The sequence below is a fragment of the Novosphingobium sp. Sphag1I genome (genome assembly GCF_056279125.1).
Window position 1 is genome coordinate 23,511 of the sequence record NZ_JBWBQS010000026.1, and the last position, 20,012, is coordinate 43,522.

At 60.7% G+C, this 20,012-nt stretch carries 19 protein-coding genes and 1 tRNA gene; 10 read left to right on the forward strand and 10 right to left on the reverse strand.

Annotated features, from left to right (window positions below; translation table 11 throughout):
• Nucleotides 1-65: 65 nt before the first annotated feature.
• The 3 genes from ntrC to dusB are packed head-to-tail and all read right to left on the reverse strand — an operon-like array spanning nucleotide 66 to nucleotide 3,653.
• The gene (ntrC, locus tag ACZ9HU_RS21095; protein WP_476107856.1) at nucleotides 66-1,481 is read right to left on the reverse strand and encodes a nitrogen regulation protein NR(I); all 1,416 of its coding nucleotides are present in this window, start codon (nucleotides 1,479-1,481) and stop codon (nucleotides 66-68) included.
• Nucleotides 1,482-1,485: 4 nt separating this feature from the next.
• Nucleotides 1,486-2,640, reverse strand: a complete 1,155-nt coding sequence (locus ACZ9HU_RS21100) for a two-component system sensor histidine kinase NtrB (protein ID WP_476107857.1) — start codon at nucleotides 2,638-2,640, stop codon at nucleotides 1,486-1,488.
• Nucleotides 2,640-3,653, reverse strand: a complete 1,014-nt coding sequence (gene dusB / locus ACZ9HU_RS21105) for a tRNA dihydrouridine synthase DusB (protein WP_476107858.1) — start codon at nucleotides 3,651-3,653, stop codon at nucleotides 2,640-2,642. Before dusB ends, ACZ9HU_RS21100 begins: the two co-directional genes overlap by 1 nt.
• A 73-nt stretch (nucleotides 3,654-3,726) precedes the next feature.
• On the opposite strand from dusB, the gene ACZ9HU_RS21110 reads away from it, so the two are divergent.
• The 3 genes from ACZ9HU_RS21110 to ACZ9HU_RS21120 are packed head-to-tail and all read left to right on the forward strand — an operon-like array spanning nucleotide 3,727 to nucleotide 5,947.
• Nucleotides 3,727-4,893 (forward strand): bifunctional 2-C-methyl-D-erythritol 4-phosphate cytidylyltransferase/2-C-methyl-D-erythritol 2,4-cyclodiphosphate synthase, encoded by a 1,167-nt coding sequence (locus ACZ9HU_RS21110; protein WP_476107859.1) that lies wholly within the window; start codon nucleotides 3,727-3,729, stop codon nucleotides 4,891-4,893.
• A complete protein-coding gene (locus ACZ9HU_RS21115; protein WP_476107860.1) occupies nucleotides 4,893-5,423 on the forward strand; it encodes a hypothetical protein in 531 nt (176 codons plus the stop codon). The genes ACZ9HU_RS21110 and ACZ9HU_RS21115 overlap by 1 nt, the downstream gene beginning before the upstream one ends.
• Nucleotides 5,420-5,947, forward strand: coding sequence for a CinA family protein (locus ACZ9HU_RS21120; RefSeq protein WP_476107861.1), 528 nt, complete (start codon nucleotides 5,420-5,422; stop codon nucleotides 5,945-5,947). Before ACZ9HU_RS21115 ends, ACZ9HU_RS21120 begins: the two co-directional genes overlap by 4 nt.
• A 69-nt stretch (nucleotides 5,948-6,016) precedes the next feature.
• Here the strand turns inward: ACZ9HU_RS21120 and ACZ9HU_RS21125 are convergent, their stop codons facing one another.
• Both ACZ9HU_RS21125 and lipA read right to left on the reverse strand, forming a co-directional pair.
• Nucleotides 6,017-6,454: a type II toxin-antitoxin system RatA family toxin gene (locus ACZ9HU_RS21125; protein WP_476107862.1), complete on the reverse strand. Its 438-nt coding sequence runs from the start codon at nucleotides 6,452-6,454 to the stop codon at nucleotides 6,017-6,019.
• 6 nt (nucleotides 6,455-6,460) lie between these two features.
• Complete coding sequence (lipA, locus tag ACZ9HU_RS21130) at nucleotides 6,461-7,405, reverse strand: lipoyl synthase (RefSeq protein WP_476107863.1); 945 nt, start codon at nucleotides 7,403-7,405, stop codon at nucleotides 6,461-6,463.
• A gap of 157 nt (nucleotides 7,406-7,562) precedes the next feature.
• Between lipA and ACZ9HU_RS21135 the strand changes: the two genes are divergently transcribed.
• On the forward strand, nucleotides 7,563-8,228 hold the full coding sequence (locus ACZ9HU_RS21135) for a carbonic anhydrase (RefSeq protein ID WP_476107864.1): 666 nt from the start codon (nucleotides 7,563-7,565) through the stop codon (nucleotides 8,226-8,228).
• A gap of 54 nt (nucleotides 8,229-8,282) precedes the next feature.
• Here the strand turns inward: ACZ9HU_RS21135 and ACZ9HU_RS21140 are convergent, their stop codons facing one another.
• Nucleotides 8,283-9,539, reverse strand: coding sequence for a tetratricopeptide repeat protein (locus tag ACZ9HU_RS21140; protein WP_476107865.1), 1,257 nt, complete (start codon nucleotides 9,537-9,539; stop codon nucleotides 8,283-8,285).
• Nucleotides 9,540-9,858: 319 nt separating this feature from the next.
• On the opposite strand from ACZ9HU_RS21140, the gene gyrA reads away from it, so the two are divergent.
• The 4 genes from gyrA to ACZ9HU_RS21160 all read left to right on the forward strand — a co-directional run bounded on the left by gyrA (nucleotide 9,859) and on the right by ACZ9HU_RS21160 (nucleotide 15,225).
• Nucleotides 9,859-12,591 (forward strand): DNA gyrase subunit A, encoded by a 2,733-nt coding sequence (gyrA, locus tag ACZ9HU_RS21145; protein WP_476107866.1) that lies wholly within the window; start codon nucleotides 9,859-9,861, stop codon nucleotides 12,589-12,591.
• Nucleotides 12,588-12,935, forward strand: a complete 348-nt coding sequence (locus tag ACZ9HU_RS21150; RefSeq protein WP_476107867.1) for a DUF952 domain-containing protein — start codon at nucleotides 12,588-12,590, stop codon at nucleotides 12,933-12,935. The genes gyrA and ACZ9HU_RS21150 overlap by 4 nt, the downstream gene beginning before the upstream one ends.
• Nucleotides 12,936-13,213: 278 nt before the next feature.
• Nucleotides 13,214-14,569, forward strand: a complete 1,356-nt coding sequence (gene trmFO, locus ACZ9HU_RS21155; protein ID WP_476107868.1) for a methylenetetrahydrofolate--tRNA-(uracil(54)-C(5))-methyltransferase (FADH(2)-oxidizing) TrmFO — start codon at nucleotides 13,214-13,216, stop codon at nucleotides 14,567-14,569.
• A 212-nt stretch (nucleotides 14,570-14,781) separates the two neighbouring features.
• A complete protein-coding gene (locus ACZ9HU_RS21160) occupies nucleotides 14,782-15,225 on the forward strand; it encodes a phytanoyl-CoA dioxygenase family protein (protein WP_476107869.1) in 444 nt (147 codons plus the stop codon).
• On the opposite strand, the gene ACZ9HU_RS21165 is transcribed toward ACZ9HU_RS21160, so the two are convergent.
• The 4 genes from ACZ9HU_RS21165 to ACZ9HU_RS21180 are packed head-to-tail and all read right to left on the reverse strand — an operon-like array spanning nucleotide 15,222 to nucleotide 17,793.
• Entirely contained in the window at nucleotides 15,222-15,755 is a 534-nt protein-coding gene (locus ACZ9HU_RS21165; protein WP_476107870.1) for an EF-hand domain-containing protein, read from the reverse strand. The genes ACZ9HU_RS21160 and ACZ9HU_RS21165 overlap by 4 nt on opposite strands.
• A gap of 29 nt (nucleotides 15,756-15,784) precedes the next feature.
• Nucleotides 15,785-16,408, reverse strand: coding sequence for a hypothetical protein (locus ACZ9HU_RS21170; protein ID WP_476107871.1), 624 nt, complete (start codon nucleotides 16,406-16,408; stop codon nucleotides 15,785-15,787).
• A 30-nt stretch (nucleotides 16,409-16,438) separates the two neighbouring features.
• On the reverse strand, nucleotides 16,439-17,062 hold the full coding sequence (locus tag ACZ9HU_RS21175) for an AHH domain-containing protein (RefSeq protein WP_476107872.1): 624 nt from the start codon (nucleotides 17,060-17,062) through the stop codon (nucleotides 16,439-16,441).
• Nucleotides 17,047-17,793, reverse strand: a complete 747-nt coding sequence (locus ACZ9HU_RS21180) for a hypothetical protein (protein ID WP_476107873.1) — start codon at nucleotides 17,791-17,793, stop codon at nucleotides 17,047-17,049. Before ACZ9HU_RS21180 ends, ACZ9HU_RS21175 begins: the two co-directional genes overlap by 16 nt.
• A 205-nt stretch (nucleotides 17,794-17,998) precedes the next feature.
• Here ACZ9HU_RS21180 and recJ point away from each other — a divergent pair, with 205 nt between their 5' ends.
• Nucleotides 17,999-19,789 (forward strand): single-stranded-DNA-specific exonuclease RecJ, encoded by a 1,791-nt coding sequence (recJ, locus tag ACZ9HU_RS21185; RefSeq protein ID WP_476107874.1) that lies wholly within the window; start codon nucleotides 17,999-18,001, stop codon nucleotides 19,787-19,789.
• A 129-nt stretch (nucleotides 19,790-19,918) separates the two neighbouring features.
• Nucleotides 19,919-19,993 (forward strand) — tRNA-Glu (locus ACZ9HU_RS21190).
• Nucleotides 19,994-20,012: the final 19 nt, after the last annotated feature.

Below are 20,012 nucleotides of genomic sequence, written 5' to 3' on the forward strand. Positions count from 1 at the left end.
TACAACGCCACTGTGGCAAGAATGCAAGAGGAAAGCGACAGATTACCCGAAAGGTCGCACAGGCCTCATGGGCGGCGCAGGAAAATATCCGGGTCTATCGCCAATTCCCCCAGCCTTTTGCGCAAAGTGTTGCGGTTGATGCCCAGCACCTGAGCCGCCCGCAACTGATTGCCGCCTGTGGCCGCAAGGATACGGTTGAACAGCGGACGTTCAAACGCGGCCAGAGCGGTGTCATAGACCGTACCCGCCGAAGGGTTATGTTCCTGCAACCAGCGCTCCACCGCACCGGCCAGATCGAGCGGGGTTTCCACCACTTCATCCGGGCGAGGCGCTGTGGCCAGCATCGGTTCAAGCGCGGCGGCGTCAATCACGTCTTCTCGCGCCAAAAGCGCCAGTCGATAGATGAAATTGCGAAGCTCGCGCACATTCCCGCGCCACGACTGGCGTTGCAAAATTTCCTCAGCCTCTTGCGACAGGCGCCTGCGCGGCAGCCCTTCGGACGCGGCCAGCGAGAGGAAATGGCGCGCCAGAGCCGCAATGTCATCGGCCCTTTCCCGCAAAGGCGGCAAATGGATCGGCACCACGTTCAGGCGGTAATAGAGATCCTCGCGGAACTGACCCGCCGCGATCATCGGTTCCAGATCCTTGTTGGTCGCGGCCACGATGCGGGCGTCAATCCTGACCTCTTCACGCCCGCCAACGCGCCGGATGGTTCCGGATTGCAGAGCGCGCAGCAAACGGGTCTGCGCCTGCATCGGCATGTCGCCAATTTCATCAAGGAATAGCGTGCCGCCAGCGGCCTGTTCAAATTTGCCGATATGACGGGCCACGGCGCCGGTAAAAGCGCCCTTTTCGTGGCCGAATAACTCACTCTCGATCAAATCTGCCGGAATGGCCGCCGTGTTGACCGCCACAAACGGCCCCTTTTGGCGGTGCCCCAACTGATGGATGGCTTCTGCCACCAATTCCTTGCCCGTCCCGCTTTCGCCCAGGATCAATACGGTCAGATCATTGCGCAGGACGCGCGTGATCATGCGATAGACCGCCTGCATCGACTGTGACCGACCGACCAGAGGCAAGCCCTGCCCCGGCCCGTCATCCCCGCCAGCGCCCATCGCGCTGCCTTGCGAACCGGCGGCCTGACGGACGGTGCGCACCAGTTCGTCAATGTCGAAAGGTTTGGGGAAATATTCAAACGCACCCGTATCCGATGCGCGAACCGCCGTATCCAGCGTATTTTGCGCCGACAGGACAATCACCGGCAGATCAGGGTGGTGTTGACGCACGCGCCCCAACGTCTCGATCCCGTCGCCATCGGTCAACATCACATCGGTGACCAGCGCCGAAAATTCACGGTGCGAAAGCAAGAGATCGCGGTCAACAATCGAATCACAACGCACCACGTCAAAGCCTTCGGCCTCCAACGCGGCGGTGATGACGATGGCGATGGACTCGTCGTCCTCGACCAGCAGAATAGTCATAGATTTATCCGTTCAGCGCGTCTGAGGCAGGCTTGCGGCGAGATTTTGATGCCGTCGGGGTAATCGCAACCATCGGCAGATGCAGCCGGAAATGGGTCCAGCCCGCCGCCTCGTCACGATCATGGGTGATGCGCCCGTTCATATCGCGCATCAATTTGCGCACCAGCGCCAGCCCAAGCCCCTGCCCGGTCTTTTTGCTGGTGACGAAAGGTTCGAAAATCTGGTCTCGGACGGATGGATCAATGCCCGCGCCATTGTCCGAAACCCGAACTTCGATGGGCAGGCGCACGGCCTTGCCGCTATCGGTCGCGTGCAGTTGCAGGCCCGAAACAAAGCGTGTGCGCACGATAATGCGCGGGTTCTTGACGCCCTGCGTCGCCTCACGCGCATTGGAAAGGAGGTTGATCAGGACCTGCACCAAGCCATGCGCGCTGCCCAAGACTGCGGGCAGGGACGGATCGAATTCTTCCTCAATCCGTGCCCCTTGACCTTTTGCTCCCCCCGCTGCCGAAATAATCGTGCTGGCCCGGCGGATCGTCTCGTGCAGGTTGCATGGCTCCACCGGGTCGGCGGTGCGGCGCGAGAGCGTCTGCATCTGGTCGATCAGCTTGGCAATGCGATCAACCTCATCGGCAATCAACATGGTCAGGGCGCGGTCGCTGCCCTCCACCTTGCGGGCCAGCAATTGCGCAGCGCCGCGAATGCCCGCCAATGGGTTCTTGATTTCATGGGCCAAAACTTCCGGCCCGCGCAGACGCCCGTCGCCATCCCCCGGCATCGACTGGCCCAACGGCTCGACCGTCGCGCTGTCGGCCAGAGTGACCATCAGCCAACCCGGCGCGTCCAAAACGGGCGTCGTGGCAATGTCGATCCGCCGCGCGCCCATCCCCAATACGTGCGCATCGACATGGCGCGCGCTGATCGGCGCATCGCTTTCATAAATGCGCTGCATCAACCTTTCATCGTCCAGCGCCACGACATCGGACAAAGAGCGACCCAACAATCGACGCTGGCTCTGGCCCAGAAACTGTTCCGCCGATGGATTGGCCATCGAAATCTTCTGCCCCGGCGCCAGCAGCATCACCGCCTGCGGCAGGCTGAGCAGCATACGGCGCGCATCGGGCGCCGGTGGAATCACATCGGTCTGTTCAGGCGCCATCAGGCCGCGTCTTGCAACAACGGCATATAGAATTCGTAGAGCGCCGCCTTCACGTCCTTGGGATCATCCATGAAATTGGCCTTGTTGCGGAATGCGGCCGACCCGTGCAGGCCATGGGTGTACCAGCCGATATGTTTGCGGAACATATTGACGCCGGTCTTGATGTCATAATGCGCCAACATATCCTCATAATGTTCAAGAATAACGGCATATTTTTCGGCCAATGAAGGTTCCGCCTTACGTTCACCCGTCGCCAGCCAATGCATCATCTGGCCCAGCAACCACGGACGGCCATAGGAACCACGACCGATCATCACACCATCGGCGCCGGATTGTTCAACGGCGGCGGTCACATCCTCGATTTCGCAAATGTCGCCATTGACGATGACGGGGATGTCTACCGCTTCCTTGACGTTGCGGACAAAGGCCCAATCGGCGGTGCCTTTATACATCTGATTGCGGGTGCGGCCATGAACGGTGATCATTTTCGCGCCCAGGTCCTGCGCAATCCGCGCCAGTTCAGGGGCGTTCAAACTGTCATGACACCAACCCATGCGCATCTTGACCGTAACGGGCAGGTCGACAGCTTTGACGCAAGCCTCGATCAGGCGGGCGGCCAGATCGGGCACACGCATCAATGCCGACCCAGCATCCCCATTGACGACCTTTTTCACCGGACAGCCCATATTGATGTCGATGATCGATGCGCCCTTGTCCGCGGCAATCTTGGCCGCTTCGGCCATCTGATCGGGTTCGCACCCGACCAATTGCATTGAAACGGGCTCCTCCATCGGGTCCCACGCGGCCTTTTGGATCGACTGGCGTGTTTCACGGATGGCCGCCGGCGAAGCGATCATTTCGGTGACATTCAACCCCGAACCATAACGCCGCACAATCCGGCGGAACGGCAGATCGGTGACAGCCGTCATCGGCGCCAGCACAACCGGGCAGTCAATCTGGACGGGGCCGATATGGATCGGCTTGAGGGCGGGCGGGGTCGGAGTGTCTATCATTGGGGCATGCCTAAAAAGTGGGCAGCGCATAAAGGATTGCGCGCCGCCCGGCAAGGGATTACCGGCGCGAACCATGAGCAGCGCCCCGACTCCAGAGATGGACCCTTCAGCGAATACACTCAAGGCCGCGATCATTGTGGCCGCAGGCGCAGGTTTGCGCGCAGGCCAGCCTTTGCCCAAGCAATTTGCCATGTGGCGGGGAAAGCCCGTGGTGCGCCATTCGGTCGAGCGTTTGATTGCGGCGGGCGTCGCGCCCATCGTGGTCGTCATTCCCGAAGGCGCGGATGAAGTGGCGGGACGGGCGCTTGATGGACTGCCTGTTCGGCTAGTCACGGGCGGGGCGTCGCGACAGGATTCGGTGCGCGCCGGGCTTGAAGCATTGGCCATAGACTCGCCCGCCATCGTTCATATCCATGATGCGGCGCGGCCGATCCTGCCCTTGGCGGTGGTGGAACGGCTGGAAAACGCGCTTTTGGCTCAACCCGGCGTGATTCCCGTCCTGCCTGTCGTAGACAGTTTGTGTAACGCGGCCGACAATCTGATGGGGGCCCCTGCCCGCCGCGAGGCCTTGCGCCGGGTCCAGACGCCGCAGAGCTTTCGCTTTGCCGATATTCTGGCCGCGCATCGCGCGTGGGACGGTCCAACCAATGCGGGTGATGATGCACAGGTTGCGCAGGCTTACGGCCTGAGCGTCGCGCTGGTTGATGGAGATGAGACCTTGCACAAGCTGACCTATGCCAGCGATTTCGCGCCCGCCATGCCGCCGGTGCGGATGGGAACGGGCTATGACGTCCACCGGCTCGAAGATGGCGAGGAATTGTGGCTGTGCGGGGTCAAGATCGACCACCACCAGGGTCTTGCCGGGCATAGCGATGCGGATGTGGCCATTCACGCGCTGGTCGATGCCATCCTCGGCGCCTGTGCCCGTGGCGACATTGGCCAGCATTTCCCGCCCAGCGATCCCCAGTGGAAGGGCGCGGCTTCGGATCGTTTCCTTGCCCATGCCGTGAAACTGGCCGGTGAAGCAGGCTATGCCATCGGCCATGTCGATGTCACCATCATTTGCGAAGCGCCCAAGATCGGCCCTCATCGCGATGCCATGCGCAACCGACTGGCCCAGATCATGGGCGTCGATGTCGCCGTGGTCAGTGTGAAGGCAACGACGACCGAAAAGCTGGGCTTTACCGGGCGCGGCGAAGGTATTGCCGCGCAGGCCGCCGCAACGCTGCTTCTGGCCTGATGGCGCGGATTTTCGCCCTGACGGCTTCGGCCCTGCTGGTGATGTCGCCGGGAATGGTGCGCGCCGCCGAGCCTTGCCTTGCCCCCGCCGAATTTTCCTCACTGGTGGGCTTTGCCATGCCTGGCACGATTGCGGGCGTGGCCCAGCGTTGCGGCCCCACTCTGCCCGAAGGCGCGTTTTTGCGTGGCCCGGCGCGGGGCATGATCGACCGCTATGCCGCCGTCAAACCCTCGCTGTGGCCCGGCGCCAAAGCCGCCATCGGCAAATTGAGCGCCAGTGCGCCCACCGACATTTCCGCCCTTTTGGGCCAATTACCCGATCCGCAACAACAACAGATCGTGGAAACCATGGTGACCGGCATGGTCGCCGAAAAACTGCCCATCGCCCGTTGCCCGGTATTGGACCGGTTGCTGGCGATCCTTTCCCCCCTGCCGCCTGAAAGCACGGCTGAGGCTATTGGCCTTGCCATTGGTTTGGGCTCGCGCGCTGGACAGGCGCGTATTGGCAAAATCGTGATTTGCACACCATGAACAATGCATCCTTCTTCTCCCCCGAAATCCTCGAACTTGCCGCGCAGGTGATTGCCGAAAATGCGGCGATCGGGCGCAAGGTCGTGCTGGCGGAAAGCTGCACCGGGGGGTTGGTCTCGGCCGCGCTGACAGAAATTGCCGGGTCGTCCTCGGTGGTGGAATGCGGTTTCGTTACTTATTCCAACCAGGCAAAGAAGCAGTTGCTGTCGGTTTCGCCCGATATCATCGACACGTTTGGCGCGGTATCCTGCGCCTGCGCATGGGCGATGGCGCAGGGCGCGCTGAACAATTCGGACGCCGATGTCGCCGTCGCGATCAGCGGTATTGCCGGCCCCGATGGCGGCACCGCGCAAAAGCCCGTTGGTCTGGTGGTCTTTGCCAAGGCCGAACGCAACAGCGAAGAAGTTCTGGCCGAGGAACGTTTCTTTGCCCCGACCGGGCGCAGCGAAATTCGCGCTGAAGCCGTCAAGGTCGCGCTCGAACTGCTCTTGCCGAAGATGGAAGCCCCGGCCGAAGAGGAATAATCCTCAACGCCGGGGCGCTGCGTTTAGAGCGTTTTCCGTTCAAGCTGACGCGAACGGAAATGCGACGCTCTAGGCAGGCTCGCCATAGAGTTTGGCCGCACGCTCTTCAAAAGCGGTCACCATCTTGCGAAACGCCTTGTCAAAATATTGCCCGGCAAGGCTTTCGAACAAGGGGTTCCGGAAGGTGAAGCTGACGTCAAATTCCAGCTCGCAGCCGCCCTCGACATCACGAAATTGCCAATGATTGTCCAGATCGCGCATCGGCCCGTCAAGGTAATGCACGGTTAATTCACGCGGCGCGTCAAACACCACGCGGCTGGTGAATTTTTCACGCAGCATTTTAAAGCCGACCAGCATGTCGGCCACCATTTCGCGACCGTCATTGCTCTTGACGCGCGTGGCGACGACCCAGGGCAGGAATTCGCCATACTTGCCCACATCGGCCACGAGATCAAACATCTGCTTGGCGGAATAGGGCAAGCGGCGGGTTTCATGGATACTCGGCATCGCGGATTAAGCCTTGGCTGCGGCCTTGGCGAGCTTGGCCTCGCGTGCGGCGCGCATTTCGGCAAAGTCCTTGCCAGCGTGATAGGACGAACGGGTCAGCGGGCTGGCCGCGACCTGAAGGAAACCCTTGGCACGGGCAATCGCGCCATAGGCGTTGAATGCGGCCGGCGTGACGAATTCCTTGACCTCGGCATGTTTGGGCGTCGGGCGCAGATATTGGCCCATGGTCAGAAAGTCGATCTGGGCGCTGCGCATGTCATCCATCACCTGATGGACTTCCAAACGCGTTTCACCAAGGCCGAGCATGATGCCACTCTTGGTAAAGATCAGCGGGTTATGGGCTTTTACCTCTTCGAGCAGACGGAGCGAAGAATAATAGCGCGCGCCGGGACGAATGGTCGGATAGTTGCGGGGAACCGTTTCCAGATTGTGGTTGTACACATCCGGCCCGGCGGCAACGATGGCCTCGATCGCAGGGCGCATCTTGTTGCGAAAATCCGGGGTCAGGATCTCGATCGTCGTGTTGGGCGTCGTGCGGCGCAATTCGTTGATGACCTTGACGAACTGGCTGGCGCCGCCGTCGGGCAAATCGTCGCGGTCGACCGAGGTGATCACGATATGCTCCAGCCCCAGCTTGGCGGCGGCTTCGGCGACATGGGCCGGTTCGTTGACATCCACCTTACGCGGCATGCCGGTCTTGACGTTGCAAAATGCGCAGGCGCGGGTGCAAACATCGCCAAGGATCATCACCGTGGCGTGCTTCTTGGTCCAGCATTCGCCGATGTTGGGGCACGCGGCCTCTTCACACACCGTATTCAGCCCCAGCCCACGCATCAGGTCGCGCGTGGCGCCATATTCCCGGCTGACGGGCGCTTTAACGCGGATCCAGTCGGGCTTGCGCTGGGTTGCAGGCTTGGAATCGGGCGAAGGAGGGGTGGAGAGCTCGTTCATGGCCTGCCAGATAGGCGCATGACGCGCCTCTTTCCAGAGCTAAGTTTATGCTGGCCTTTGGCAATGCTTCGGGGCAATCGACGGGCCAAGGATGCGGCTTGCGGCGAATCTTTGCCCGATGCTGCCCCTCAACCGCTTTCATCGTCAGGAGAACGACATGTCAGATACGGGTAACGCCCCCGCAACCCCGCCCCTTGACCGTCTTATCGCCGGATATCGCCGTTTTCGCGAAACCGGATGGACCCCGCACCGCGCCCGTTGGAGCGAATTGGGCGAAGGCCAGCAGCCGCAGGTCATGGTGATCGCCTGTTCCGACAGCCGCGTCGACCCTTCGCAGATTTTCGACGTCGATCCGGGCGAAATCTTTGTGGTGCGCAATGTCGCTGCTCTGGTCCCGCCGTTCGAAACCACGCCGGGGCATCATGGTGTGTCGGCGGCGCTGGAATTTGCGGTGCAGGTGTTGAAGGTCCGCGAAATCATCGTCATGGGCCACGGCCTTTGCGGTGGCTGCAAGGCGGCGCTGACGCAGGAATTGCAAGGCACCGAACCGGGTCAGGGCGGCTTTGTCGCCGACTGGATTGCGCTGCTCGACGAAGCGCGCGATTCGGTGGCGCATGTTCATGGCACCACCGGCCGCCCCGCCGAACGCGCCATGGAACAGGCCGGCGTCAAGGTGAGCCTGGAAAACCTGCGCACCTTCCCCTGCGTTCAGCAAAAGGAGGCCAAGGGCACCCTCACCCTGCGCGGCGCCTTCTTTGCCATTTCGGATGGCGTGCTGCACCTGCTGGACGAAAGCACCGGCGAATTCGCCCCGGTTGAATAAAGAAAAGGGGCGGCGGTTTCCCGTCGCCCCTCTCCTATTTCCAAGGCGTTAGCCTTACTTGCCAGCGGCCTTCTGCGCCGCATAGAGCGACCAGAGTTCAGCCATCGGCTTACGCGGACCTTCGACTTGAGCCAGCGTCGCCTGCGCACCGGCATAGTCGCCAGCATCAACCTGCGCGATGCCCAGACGGGTCAGGACGACCGGCTTGTCCACGCCCGGCTTGTTCAGAGCGATCTTGTACAGATCAATCGCCTTGGCCGATTCGCCATAGGACAGGAAGGCGTCGCCAGCACCGGCAACCGTGCCAACCGTGGCGGCAGGCGCACGAGCGTCCTTTTCAAAGCCGGGCAGCGAGGCCTTGTCGGGGCCGATACGCGTGGTCGCGGTCTTGAGCGCTTCGGCATAGAAGGTCTTGGACGCATCCAGCTTGCCCGAGGCAACGCCCGCTTCGATCACAGCCTTCACTTCGGCCGGGTTACGGCGAGCGTCAGCGGCCTGCACAAATTCGCCATAGTCGCGTTCTTCAGCCCAGCTGTTGGTGCGGGCCATCAGGCGCATCAGGTCGATCGTGTCCTGCGAGGGCAGTTGGCCCAGATCGCGCAGCACGGCGATGGCAGCCGACCAGCTCTTGGTGACGGGATAGGCCTTGACCAGACCGGTCGAGAACTTCACCGCCTGAGCATAGTCACGGCTTTCATAGGCAAAGCCCAGACCGCGGCGATACCAGTTTTCAGGCGCCGCCGTACCAGCAATTTCGATGGCCTTGTTCAGCTCGTCAAAACCGGCCTTGGTCTGCTTTTCCTCGAAATTGATTTCGGCCAGCCAAACATGGGGTTCAGCTTCCTTGTTACCGGCCGCGATCGAGGCATCAAGGTTCTTGCGGGCGCCCGCATTGTCCTTGGCCTGCAGCGCCATCTGGGCCAGCGCAAAGTGCAGCTTGGGCAGGAGGTCAGGCGGGGTCTTGCCGCTGTCGACCATCAACTGGATGCCCTTGCCCTGAAGCGCGTCGTCCTTGGCCAGGCTGCCAAGCTGAATGCCCCAGTTACCTGCGGTGAACTTGTCATCGGGCTTGGTCGCGGCGGCCAGAACCTTGTCATACTGCGTGCGCAGATCGGCAATGCCTTCGGGGCTGGGCGCCTTCTTCACCTTTTCCAGAGCGGTCTGAAAAGGCACGCCAACGGCCAGGAACGGCTTGGAGAGATCGGGACCGGCCGGCGCCGCCATAGCGGGGGCAGACACCATCACGCCAGCGCCCGCCACGGGCAAGGCCAGCGCCACGGCCAATGCAAGGCGCGAAAGGGAAAGCTTCATTGCAATGTATCTCCTCTTGGCATGGGCCACCACCGTGCCCCCCCAAACTGAACGTTGCGCTAGTTAAGGCAAAATGCCGTCAATGCAACTATCGGCGTAATGAGCCATCGCGTGTGAACCGCGATTGAACTACGACTTTGTGCGCATTCACATTGGGCATTGCAATGACGCCGCCATGACAAATGCGCGCCCGATTGTGGAAAACGCTGGCAATATAGGCTGATGGTGCGCGCAAATGCTGGCCATAGGCGACGCCATGGCCTAGAGACAGTGCACCCCGGGCCATGCCCTAAAACAAACCAAAGATTGAAGCACGCGCGTGAGCGACGAAAACACCCTTTCTGCCAGCCCCATGGGCGAATTCACCCGCGTCGACATCGTCGACGAGATGAAGACGAGCTATCTCGATTACGCGATGAGCGTGATCGTGGCGCGCGCCTTGCCCGATGTGCGCGACGGCCTGAAGCCCGTGCATCGCCGTATTCTGTGGACGTGCCATGAAAATGGCTTCACCCACTCAAAGGCCTATCGCAAATCGGCGCGTATCGTCGGTGACGCGATGGGTAAATATCACCCGCATGGCGACGCGGCGATCTATGATGCCCTTGCGCGCATGACGCAGGACTGGTCGATGCGCCTGCCGCTGATCGATGGTCAGGGTAACTTCGGATCGATGGACCCTGATCCGCCGGCCTCGATGCGTTATACCGAAGCGCGTCTGGCCAAGGTGGCCGACAGCCTGCTGGCCGATATTGACAAGAACACCGTCGATTTCGTCGACAACTATGACGGGTCGGAGAGCGAACCGCAGGCCCTGCCCGCGCGTTTCCCCAACCTGCTGGTCAATGGCGCGGGCGGTATCGCGGTCGGCATGGCCACGAACATTCCGCCGCACAATCTGGGCGAAGTGATCGATGGCTGTCTGGCCACGATCGACAATCCGGCAATCACCACCGATGAATTGATGAAGATCATTCCGGGGCCGGACTTTCCGACCGCTCCGTTGATCCTTGGTCAGGGCGGCGCACGAAACGCCTATAACACCGGGCGCGGCAGCATTATCATGCGTGCGCGCCATGTGATTGAAACGGGACGCAATGATCGCCGCTCGATCGTGCTGACCTCGATCCCCTATCAGGTGGGCAAATCGGGTCTGGTCGAAAAGATCGCCGAGGCGGCCAAGGAAAAGCGCATCGAGGGCATTTCCGACATCCGCGACGAATCGAACCGCGAAGGCGTGCGCGTCGTCGTCGATTTGAAGCGCGATGCCACGCCCGAGGTCGTGCTCAACCAGATCTGGCGCAACACGCCTGCACAGTCCAGCTTCCCGGCGAATATGCTGGCCATCCGTGGCGGTCGTCCGGAAGTGCTGGGGCTGAAGGACATCCTCACCTCCTTCATCGCCTTCCGCGAAGAAGTCATCACCCGCCGCACCAAGTTTGAATTGAACAAGGCGCGCGATCGGGCGCATATCTTGCTGGGCCTGGTGATCGCGGTCACCAATCTGGACGAGGTGGTGCGCATCATCCGCGGTTCGCCCAATCCGGGCGCGGCGCGTGCGGCCCTGTCGGCGCGCGAATGGCCGATGGGCGAGATTGCTTCGTACATCCGTCTGGTTGAAGCGATTGAGGAAGGCAGCGATGAACTGTCGGCTCCCACCTATCGCCTGAGCGAAACGCAGGTGAAGGCGATCCTCGACCTGCGCCTGCACCGTTTGACCGCTCTTGGCCGCGACGAAATCGGCGCCGAACTGGAAGAACTGGCCAAGGCGATTGCCGAATATCTCTCGATTCTGGGTGATCGTGCCAAGCTCTATGGCGTGATCCGTCAGGAGTTGATCGAGGTGCGCGCCGCATTCGCCACGCCGCGCGTGTCGGAAATCACCGCCGCCGCCGATGGCATCGATGACGAAGATCTGATCGAGCGCGACGACATGGTCGTGACCGTGACGATGGACGGCTATATCAAGCGCACCCCGCTCAGCACGTTCCGCGCCCAGGCGCGCGGCGGCAAGGGCCGCGCCGGCATGGCCACCAAGGATGAGGATGCCGTGGGGACGATGTTCGTCACCACCACCCACAATCCGGTGCTGTTCTTCTCAACCGCGGGCAAGGTCTATCGCCTCAAGGTTTACAAGCTGCCCGAAGGCGGTCCGGCCACGCGTGGTCGCCCCATCGTCAACATGCTGCCCGCGCTGGACAAGGATGAGACGATTGCCACCGTGCTGCCGCTGCCGGAGGATGAGGCCGATTGGGGCGCTCTGTCGGTCGTATTCGCCACGGCCAAGGGCAATGTCCGCCGCAACAGCATGGACGCTTTTGCCAACATTCCGTCCAACGGCAAATTCGCCATGCGCTTTGACGAAGGCGATGATGATCGCTTGATCGGCGTGGCGCTGTTGTCAGAAGATGACGATGTGCTGCTCGCCTCGCGTCAGGGCAAGGCGATCCGCTTTGCCGGGGACGATGTGCGCGAATTCACCAGCCGTACCTCGACGGGCGTGCGCGGTATGTTGCTCAAGGGTGATGACGAGGTGATCTCGCTCTCGATCCTTCACCGCGTCGATGCCAGCGCCGAAGATCGCGAGGAATATCTGAAGTTCGCCCCGTGGAAGGGTGAACGCGAGGGTGAACCTTCGCTGTCGCCGGAATATATGGCCGAACTGGCCGCGCGTGAGGAATTCATCCTGACGGTCTGCGCCAATGGCTATGGCAAGCTGTCCTCGGCCTATGAATATCGCCGGACGGGCCGCGGTGGTCAGGGGATCACCAATATCGACAATATCGCCCGCAACGGCAAGGTCGTGGCCAGCTTCCCCGCAGTTCAGGCCGACCAGTTGATGCTGGTGACGGATCAGGCCAAGATGATCCGTCTGCCGCTGACATCACTGCGCGTGATCGGGCGCGGATCGGCGGGCGTGCGCCTGTTCAACGTGGCCGATAATGAACATGTCGTTTCGGCGGTTCGTTTGGCCGAGAGCGAAACCGAGGAAGAAGGCGGCGAAGAAGCAACGCCTGAAGCAACGGCGCCCGAAGGGGAAGCAGGCGAATGAGCCTGCCGCCTGTTGCCCACAAGGTCCTGACTGCGCCGCAAATGGCGCAGTTTCTGGCCGATGGCGTGTTCAAGGGCGCGCCGGTCGATCTGGCCGATGGCTATATCCACCTTTCCGCCGAGCCGCAGTTGGCCGAAACCATCGACAAGCATTTCGCCGGAATGGACGATCTGTTTATCGCGACGGTCGACCTGGCGGCGCTGGGCGATGCCGTAAAGTGGGAAGTTTCGCGCGGCGGGGCACTGTTCCCGCATATTTACGCGGATCTGCCGCTGTCGGCCGTTTTGGCGCATGGGGCGTTGGTGCGGGCCGCCGATGGTTCGGTGGTATTGCCGGCGGCATAAGGGTTTAGATGCGAGGGTCTAGACCCTCGCGCTCCCATTAATGTCTGCGCGGCGCGATAAATTCGGCGTTGCGTCTTGGACGCGAAATTGGAAAGCCTGCGGCACGGATAGCTCGAACCTGTCCGCGCCGCAGGCTTTCATCATTAAACCCACAACGTGGCCAACCATCCACCACCCCATTAATGGGATTGCAAAGGGCACCCGCCCTTTGCCCGCCGGAGGCACCTTTCTTTCCCCAACCTTGCCCCTTCCCCCCACAATAGCTAAAGCCCCGCCCCATGACATATGACGTACACATCATCGGCGGCGGTCTGGCGGGAACCGAGGCGGCTTGGCAATTGGGCAAGCGCGGTTTCAAGGTACGCCTTTCAGAAATGCGCGGAACCGGAGAGCGCAGCCCCGCGCATCAGGGCGACGGTCTAGCCGAACTGGTGTGTTCCAATTCGCTGCGCAGCGATGATGATACAGCCAATGCGGTGGGTCTGCTGCATTACGAAATGCGTCAACTCGACAGCCTGATCATGCGTGCGGCGGATAAGGCGCGGGTTCCGGCGGGGTCCGCTCTGGCCGTCGACCGCGATGTGTTCAGCGACACGATTGAGGCAGAGTTGACCGCCCTGCCCAATCTGACCCTTACGCGGGAACGGATCGACACGCTGCCCGATGCGGGCCTGACGATTGTGGCGACCGGGCCTTTGACGGCGGCATCGTTGGCCGAAAAGATCGGCGCGGCGACCGGTGCGGACAGCCTTGCCTTTTTCGACGCCATCGCGCCCATCGTCTATGCTGAAACGATCAACATGGACATCGCCTGGCGCGCGGCCCGTTGGGACAAAGGGGCCGAAGCCAGCATCGCGCTGGGATCGGACGGCAAGGATTACATCAATTGCCCGATGAACAAGGCCGAATATCTGGCCTTTCGCGAAGAATTGCTGACCGGCGAAAAGACCGTGTTCAAGGAATGGGAGGCCAACACCCCCTATTTCGACGGCTGTATGCCCATCGAGGTCATGGCCGAGCGTGGCGAGGATACTTTGCGCTTTGGCCCGATGAAGCCGGTGGGGCTGGACGATCCACGCACCGGGCGCTGGCCCTATGCGGTGGTGCAGTTGCGACAGGATAACAAGCTGGGCACTTTGTTCAACATGGTCGGTTTTCAAACCAAGTTGAAATATGCCGAGCAGACCCGCGTGTTCCGCATGATTCCGGGCCTTGAAAATGCCGAATTTGCGCGGCTGGGCGGTTTGCACCGTAACACGTTCCTCAATTCGCCGACCTTGCTGGACCGCCAACTGCGCCTGAAATCCTCGCCGCACATCCGCTTTGCCGGACAAATCACCGGCTGCGAAGGCTATGTCGAAAGCGCGAGTGTCGGCATGTTGGCCGGTATCATGACAGCGTGTGAACTGGCCGGTCGCGCTTGGACCGAACCGCCGCGCACAACGGCGTTGGGCGCGCTGCTCGCCCATATTACGGGCGATGCCGAAGCCGACACCTATCAACCGATGAACATCAATTTCGGGCTTTTCCCGCCGATCATCACGGAAAAGAAGATCAAGAAAGCAGGCCGCAAACTGGTCTATACCGAGCGTGCCAAGGGCGATCTGGCGCCTTGGGTTCCCACCATCATATGAGGCTGGATCAGGATGGCGCCGAATTATTTTCCGGCGCCGCCCATGACGCACTTGCAACATTGCTCCGGCTGAGTGACAGCCTGCCGCAGGATCAGGCCGGTGTCAGACTTTATAACAATCCAGCGCTGCAAAAAATCCTTGGTCCGACCGGAGCGATCTTGTCATTGGCGCAAGGCGTTTTAGGGCCTTTGGCACGCCCGCTTCGCGCCCTGATGTTCGACAAATCGGCAAAGGCCAATTGGGCCCTCGGTTGGCATCAGGATCGTACGATTTGTGTCCGTGAGCGTCACGAAATGCCAGGGTTTGGCCCATGGACCATGAAATCAGGCCAGCATCATGTCGCGCCGCCTGCTGAATCGCTGGCGCAAATGGTGACGATGCGCATTCATCTTGATGATATTGGCATGGACAATGCCCCACTTCTGATCGCGCCGCGCTCTCATGTCTTAGGCAGCGTAGCCGAAACTGACATTCCCAACCTCGTTCAAAAATTGGGGACATATCCCTGTCTGGCAAAAGCAGGCGACGTCTGGATCTATCGCACCTTGATCCTTCATGCTTCGGATCGGGCCATTAATCCCACGCGCCGCCGCGTTCTACAGGTCGATTTCGCGGCATTCGACCTGCCATCCGGCCTTGAATGGTCGGGGATTTAATCCTCGTCATCATCCCCATTCTTTTGCGGCCCCGGCTTTCCACATGCGCATTGGGCGGATTTCGCGCGCGATCTTTCGGCTTTTTGGGCATCCTGCGCGGCGTAATAGGCGTTCAATTCCGCGCGGCTGAGGATGCCATCGCCGTTCCGGTCGATTTCCTTGAACCGGTTGGAGGTTTTGACCGCCCATTCCTCGAAACTCAGCAAATTGTCATGGTTGAGGTCCAGTTTCTGAAACGCCTTTACGCGGGTGGACAGCATTTCATTGCGGTTGATTGTGCCGTCCCGATTGCGGTCATAACGGTTAAAGCGGCGATCTTCCTTCGATACCTCTTTCTTGACCGCGTTGGGCAGAGCGGCCCCGCGACCATGCGGATCGGCCTCTGGCAGAGCGATGGTGTTGTCGGCCTGCGGCTCTGCCGCCAACGGCAAAGGCGCGGCATGTTCAAGGTTGGCGCGCCCCTGCCACCAGAAAAAACCAGCCCCGACCAAGGTCAGCGCCGACACTGCACCAATCACAATCCTGCTCATCACCCCTCCGATTTATGGTGGAGAGTACCTTAGATACCGAGGATGCCAAGTCGCAAAAGGGTGAAAAGTGAAATGTTTTCCGCGCCCTGCACGCCCCCCTTGGTGCGTGCGGCCAGACCGTGAAGGACAACCAAAGGGCGCATCGCACGTGACAGACGCGCTCCCTTCCAACGGTGAGCCTCGACCAATTCGGCCAGAAGAAGTTGCTCCTGCGCATCGCCAATATGCGAGGCAAGATCGGACAGCGCCCAGCCACGCGCCATTTCCTCGCCGCCCTTGCCCAAAGCGGCGCAAGCGGTGACCCTGCCGTGTATCCATGTTTCAAACGCGTCTACGGGCAATGGCGCATCCCCCAACAACGCCTCCCACCCATCGACCAGCGCGATCAAGGCCCCATGCCCATCTTGCCAGCACTTCAAGGCTGCCAGAAGCGGCTCGCCCTTGGGCCAGTTCGCAGACGAATCGCGCAGGCGATCACGCCACCATGCCAGACGCATTTGCGCCAAAATTGGCTCACGCGCGCTGCGCACCACGCCAGCCAGACGTATGTCCAAAGCCAGCAGCGTCAACCAACGATCACGCGTGGATGCCGGGGCATAGGCAACAGCAAGGCGCCATGGCGCGGGCAAACTATCAAGAAGATCCTGAGACATCGGGGGCCACTTAGCCCAACCCCGCCACGATTACAGCCCCAGATCCGCCATTTCCTGCGTTTCGGGCCACAACATATCGACCATCGCGTCCAGTTCGGTAAAATCGACCTGCTTTTGCATGGGGTCAAATCGGTTCAGGATGATTGGCTGCGAATGCGGGTTCAACAGTCGGCGTCGCAACGCCTTTTGCAGCAGCGTCAGACGCTGTACCGCTTCAACCGTGGCCATTTCCGAGGCCTTGGCACGGTACACAGACCACCGCGCTTCGACCTGGCCCACACGTTCCATCACCAGGGCATTGTAATCGCGATGCGGCCCGCGGTGCATCGGCAATCCCATCCTGATCGCAGCGGAATGATTGGAAGGCAGAAGCAGGCCATTGCTGCGAAAATCGTCAAAACCAAAGCGATCGCGGCCGATTGTGTCCAGCATCGGCCCAAAGCAACGCTGATTGAGCAATTGTTTTGGCAACAGATGATGGCGTTGCAGACCCGGATCATAGTCTGGACCGGCCGTATGGTTAACCGATCGAAATGAGAGAAAATGTCTGGCCCGATAACGTAGGCTGTTGATGACGTGACTTTCCGAAAGAGCAGCCCCTGTCACAGCCAGAGGCGTCGATTTAGCGACATGACGAATCAACGTTTTCGACATACCCTTAATAATTTTCCATTTTCCTCGGGAAACACCCCGAGAATATCCCCTTCCGGCCCTTCAACTTCGACAGGTTCGACCACCTTCCACCCACCCACCAAACTGTGGATAAGTCGAACGGCGATCTTGCCAGCCAAGCCGGGCTGTTTTGCCAGAAGTGGATCGATACATAGTTCGAGTCCAGTAAAAAAACTTAGCCCCGAACTACGAACGGCCCCGGAGGCATCGCGCGACAAGGCCGTGAGCCCCAACGCCGGGAACGCCCCGCCCGTTAACCACGATGGGATAATGCGCCGAAAATGTTCTGCGCTCATCAACGTCTGGGCCGCGCCCCATGCCACGCCGGTTGCACCGGGTAAATCCAATAAAGCCAGTGCGATAGCGGCCATACCTCGAATTACGGGGATTTGGGTCCGTCCGCCGCCAAGATGCTCCCCCGGCGTCAATCGCAACCATCCAGATTGCGCCAGATCGACATTCGCATCGACGCCATACCGAACGGATACATCAGGAACGCTGCCATTCCCGGACAGGCCGGACAAGTCGAACGTCAATCCACTTGAAAGCAATTCAAGCCAGTCGCCATCATCAAACGGTTGATGAGTAACTGTAAAAATGCTGGCGGCATGGCCACCTTGGGCCAAAAGAGCAAAAACCGCCGCCCCGTTGGGAATGTTTTCCAACGGAAACTGAATATAAAAAGCGGACGTGGCGGCAGCAGGTACTGTCATGAACTCAATCGCGCGTTGGCCCCCCAAAGAAATCACATTCGAACATCTGCTATGGCATTTTACCTTGTGCAGCGTCGAGTCTTGCACATTCGTTAACCGGAATGGCACGGACAGGCCGAATCATACTTTACGATTTATGATCTGATGTTCTTAACGAAAACCCTACCCTTTCTGTCGAGGCAAACATGCTCTAATCGCATCCGTCATGCACCCAGAATTGACCCAATGGATCCGCCCCGAAGCATCTCTTTCCGGCAAGGCCTGGCGCTGGCGCGGCGGCAATATGGATATGGCGCAAGGCGCTGCTGGCGGATTGAATGACGATATCGTCACGCAATTGCTGCTGGCCCGCGGCGTTGCGCGTGATGATCTGCCCCGGCATCGCGCGCCCACCTTGCGCGCGTTCCTGCCCGATCCGTCCGAATTTCAGGACATGGAAAAAGCGGCAGAAAGAATCGCCGACGCCATCACGCGCCGTGAAGCCATTACCATATACGGCGATTATGACGTTGACGGGGCAACCAGCGCGGCCTTGATGATCCGCCTGATCCGTATGCTGGGCCATGACGCCCGGCACTATATCCCCGACCGCCTGCTCGAAGGCTATGGCCCGACCGGAGAGGCGCTGGTGCGACTGGGGACCGAAGGGGCACAATTGATCGTCACGGTTGATTGTGGGGCCATGGCGCATGAGGCGTTGGCCATGGCGGCTCAGGCCGGTGTCGATGTCATTGTCGTTGATCACCACAAATGCAGCGCCGAATTGCCGCAGGCGGTCGCTCTGGTTAACCCAAATCGATTGGACGAGAGCGATATTGGCGCGGCCCATGGGCATCTTGCAGCGGTGGGCGTGGCCTTTCTGCTCAGCGTCGCCTTGGTGCGGGTGCTGCGCGGGCGTGGATGGTTCAAGGATCGTGCGGAGCCGGACCTCTTTGCGCTGCTCGATCTGGTGGCTCTGGGCACGGTGGCGGACGTGGCGGCGCTGCATGGGCTTAACCGCGCACTGGTGGCGCAAGGGCTTAAAGTCATGGGCCGGCGCGAGAATATAGGCATGGCCGCGCTGATTGATGCCAGTCGCCTGAACCGCGCACCGACAGCCACCGACCTTGGCTTTGCCTTGGGGCCGCGTGTGAACGCCGGTGGGCGCGTTGGCGAGGCGACGCTGGGCGTACGGCTGCTGACCACACAAGACGCCGAGGAGGCGCGTGAAATCGCCGCACAGCTATCCCGCCTGAATGAAGAACGCCGTTCGATCGAAATGGCCGTTCAGGAGGCCGCAGAAGCGCAGGTCGAACGCCAAGGCAATCGCAGCGTCATGGTGCTGGCCGGCAAGGGTTGGCATCCCGGCGTCATCGGCATTGTGGCGGGGCGCCTCAAGGAAAAGACCGGCAAGCCCACGCTGGTTATCGCGCTGGACGATGAAGAAGGGGGTTACGGCAAGGGGTCGGGGCGTTCGATTTCGGGCGTCGATCTTGGTGCGGCCATTATTGGCGCGCGTGAATTGGGCTATCTGGTGGCAGGTGGCGGTCATGCGATGGCCGCAGGTTTGACCGTATCGCCCGACAAACTGGATGATTTTGCCCAGTGGCTGGACGACAGGCTGGCCGGTGATGTGGCCCGGGCGCAGGGGGCGCAATCGCTTTTGCTCGATCTGGCCGTGGCGCCGCGCGGGCTGCATCCCGATCTGGTCGAATTGCTGGAGAGCGCCGGCCCCTATGGCATGGGTTGGCCGGGACCGCGTGTGGCCGTCGGGCCGGTGCGCGTGGTCAAGGCCGATGTCGTGGGCGCCGATCACCTGCGGCTGATCGTGCGGGGCGAAGATGGCGCCAGTTTCAAAGCGATGGCTTTCCGCGCCGCGCAAACCGACATGGGCCAGACCTTGCTGCATGGCGATGGCGGGCGAAAGCTGTGGTTGGCGGGTCGTGCGCGAATCGATGATTGGGGTTCACGCCGCGCGGCCGAATTGCATGTCGATGATGCGGCATGGGCCGATTGAACGCAAAACATTGGTATTTAACGGTTTTTGATATTTTTTTCGTTTTTTCCGATAGTAACGCGATTTGAGGCTTGACCAATCGCCCCCCTCTTCATAAATGCGCGGCCTCACAACGGCGCAAGCCAACGTGGCCCCTTCGTCTAGCGGTTAGGACGCGGCCCTTTCACGGCTGAAACACGAGTTCGATTCTCGTAGGGGTCACCATTATATAGCCTGCCTTGGC